4 protein-coding genes are annotated in these 2769 nt (G+C 73.7%); 1 reads left to right on the top strand and 3 read right to left on the bottom strand.

What is annotated here, in order from left to right:
- The 3 genes from EJK15_RS68690 to EJK15_RS68680 form a co-directional block, all read right to left on the bottom strand.
- Nucleotides 1-117 (bottom strand): NAD(P)-binding protein (locus EJK15_RS68690; protein ID WP_240778137.1); only part of this gene is annotated, 117 nt, incomplete at its 3' end.
- 13 nt (nt 118-130) lie between these two features.
- Nucleotides 131-652, bottom strand: coding sequence for an isoprenylcysteine carboxyl methyltransferase family protein (locus tag EJK15_RS68685; RefSeq protein ID WP_138720834.1), 522 nt, complete (start codon nt 650-652; stop codon nt 131-133).
- 34 nt (nt 653-686) lie between these two features.
- Nucleotides 687-1739, bottom strand: a complete 1053-nt coding sequence (locus EJK15_RS68680; RefSeq protein WP_138720833.1) for a type III polyketide synthase — start codon at nt 1737-1739, stop codon at nt 687-689.
- 122 nt (nt 1740-1861) lie between these two features.
- Between EJK15_RS68680 and EJK15_RS68675 the strand changes: the two genes are divergently transcribed.
- The gene (locus EJK15_RS68675) at nt 1862-2737 is read left to right on the top strand and encodes a UbiA family prenyltransferase (RefSeq protein WP_138720832.1); all 876 of its coding nucleotides are present in this window, start codon (nt 1862-1864) and stop codon (nt 2735-2737) included.
- Nucleotides 2738-2769 lie beyond the last annotated feature (32 nt).

Raw genomic sequence — 2769 nt, 5'->3', positions numbered from 1 at the left:
AGAGGTGTATAAGAGACCGGGCGAGGCACGCGGCTCGACGACGACCGCCTCCATCCCCGCCAGCGCCGCGTGAACGGCCGTCGCCAGCCCCGCCGGGCCGCCGCCCGCGACGAGCACGTCGATCACGCCGTCACCGCCCCGAGGCGAGGGCGAGAGCCGCGTTCTCACATCGGATCCGCACCACCATCAGCGCGGCGTTGAGCACCGTGAACGCCAGCGCGGTCACCCAGGCCGTGTGCACCAGCGGCAGCGCGAGCCCCTCCACCGCCACCGCCACGTAATTGGGATGCCGCAGCCACCGGAACCGGTAGGGGCCGCGCGTCACCAGCGGCAGGCCGGGCACCACGATCACCTGTGTGTTCCAGCGCGGCCCGAGCGAGGTGATGCACCACCACCGCAACCCCTGGGCCGCCACGACGAGGGCGAGCATCGGCCAGCCGAGCGCGGGAAGAAAGGGCCGCTCCGCCAGCGCGACCTCCAGCGGCGCGCAGACGAGCAACCCGGTGTGCAGGGCCACCATCCACGGATAGTGCCCCTGACCGGCCACGACACCGCCGCGCGCCATGCTCCACGCGGCGTTGCGCCGGGCGACGACCAGCTCGGCCACACGTTCCAGGCCGACCAGCACGACGAGCACCAGATACCAGGTCATAAGGCAGTCACCAGCAGTCGGGTCATGGGCGCGGTCACCAGCGGATCAGGACGAGTTCCGAGCAGAAGCCCGGCCCCATGGCGATGATCAGTCCCCAGGTTCCCGGCTCGGGCGGCCGGGTGGCGAGGGTGTCGCCGAGCACGTGCAGGACCGAGGACGAGGACAGGTTGCCGTTGGCCGCCAATGAGCGCCACGTCACGTCGAGCGCGTCCGCGGGCAGGTCGAGCACGTCCGACACGGCTTCGAGCACCTTCGGCCCGCCGGGATGGCACACCCACGCCGTCACCTCCCCGGCCGTCACGCCGTGCTCGGCCAGAAAGCCGTGCACGTCGTCGGCCAGGTACCGGCGCACGACCGCCGGGACGCTCGCGTCCAGCATCACCCGGAACCCGGTGTCGCCCACCTGCCACCCCATGACGTGCTCGGAGCCCGGATACAGGTGGCTGCGCGTGGCCACCACGGTGGGACCGGCCGCCCCGCGTCCGCCGCCGCAGGCCACCACTGCGGCCGCGCCGTCGCCGAACAACGCGCTGGCGACCAGGTTCGCGGGCGAGGAGTCGCCCCGCTGCACGGTGAGCGAGCATAACTCCACCGACAGCAGCACGGCCACGTGGTCCGGCCAGCCGCGCAGGTAGTCGTGGATCCTGGCGATGCCCGCCGCTCCGGCCACGCAGCCCAGGCCGAAGACGGGCACCCGCTTGACGTCGGGCCGCAGGCCGAGCGCCGGCGCCAGCCGGGCGTCGACAGAGGGCGCGGCGATGCCGGTCACCGACGTGAACATGATCATGTCCACGTCGGTCGGCTCCAGTTCGGCCGCGTCCAGGGCGGCCTTCACACTCTCGAGCCCCAGGTCCACGGCGGCCGAGACGAAGACGTCGTTGGCGGCGCCGAAGCCGTTGAGCTTCTCGTACTGCTCGATGGGCAGGGCCAGGTTGCGGTAGTCCACCCGGGCGCTGCGGTGCAGGCGGTCGAGGAGGCGCCGGTCGGCGTTCTCCGGCAGGCACACGCGGGCGGCCATGTCGGTGAGCTCGGACTGTGGGTACCGGTGGGGAGGGAAAGCACAACGGACTGCTGCGATACGGGTCATGCAGTTCTCCCTCGGCAGCCGACAACTCTCACTCCCCGCACGTTTCCCGTCTAAATGGTCATTTAAGCCACGCATGGGGCGTGGGAATTCTTTGCGGCGATCGCCCGGTCTACGATCACCTTGTGACTGACCCCGACCCCGCGGCCGCCGCCGTCGTACGCGATGGGCCGGGGCGGCTCGCCGCCGGGCTGGCGCGTGCGTGCCATCCCGGCCCGACCGCGGCCGTGACCGCTCTGGTCACCGCGCTGGCCGTGGCCACGGGGCGCGACGCGGTCGGGTGCGTGCTGGCGGGCGCGGCCGTGCTGACGGGGCAGCTCTCGATCGGCTGGTGCAACGACGCGATCGACGCCGAGCGGGACGCGGCGGCCGGGCGCGCGGGCAAGCCCGTCGCGGGCGGCACGGTGAGCGCGCGTGCCGTCTGGATCGCCGCTCTTGTGGCGCTGGCCTGCTGCGTGCCGCTGTCGCTGGCCTCCGGCTGGCGGGCGGGCGCGCTGCACCTCGCGGGAGTGCTGGCGGCCTGGGGGTACGACTTCGGGCTGAAGGCGACACTCCTGTCGTGGGCGCCCTACGCCGTGGGGTTCGGCGTGCTGCCGGCCTTCGTGACACTGGGCCTGCCCGGTGAGCCGTGGCCCGCGTGGTGGGCGGTCCTGGCCGCCGCGCTGCTCGGTGTGGGCGCGCACCTGGCCAACGTGCTGCCGGACATCGCGGGCGACCTGGACACCGGCGTACGCGGCTGGCCGCAGCGCATGGGCGCCGCCCGCGTACGGCTCCTGGTCCCCGTGCCGCTGCTGGCCGCTACCTGCCTGCTCGTCTTCGGCCCCGGAGGCGCCGCCCCCGGCGTGGCGGGCTGGCTGGCCGTGGCCGCCGCCTCGGCCCTCGCGGCCACGGGGCTGCTGCTGGCCGCCAGGTCCTCACGGGTGCCGTTCGTCACCGCCGTCGCCGTGGCGGCCGTGGACGTGATCCTCCTGGTCGCCGGCGGCGCCTCGCTCACCGCGTGACCCGCATGGCCCCAGGCCCCAGGCCCCAGGCC

This window comes from Nonomuraea basaltis (assembly GCF_005893125.1).
In the GTDB taxonomy this organism is placed as follows: Bacteria; Actinomycetota; Actinomycetes; order Streptosporangiales; family Streptosporangiaceae; genus Nonomuraea; species Nonomuraea basaltis.
The sequence above is the reverse complement of the archived record's forward strand: the minus strand, read 5'-3'. Positions and strand labels throughout refer to the sequence as shown.

What these genes read in the sequence shown, in the direction of transcription:
- EJK15_RS68680 (WP_138720833.1), bottom strand. Translation starts at nt 1,739, where the DNA reads ATGACCCGTATCGCAGCAGTCCGTTGTGCTTTCCCTCCCCACCGGTAC.
- EJK15_RS68685 (WP_138720834.1), bottom strand. Translation starts at nt 652, where the DNA reads ATGACCTGGTATCTGGTGCTCGTCGTGCTGGTCGGCCTGGAACGTGTG.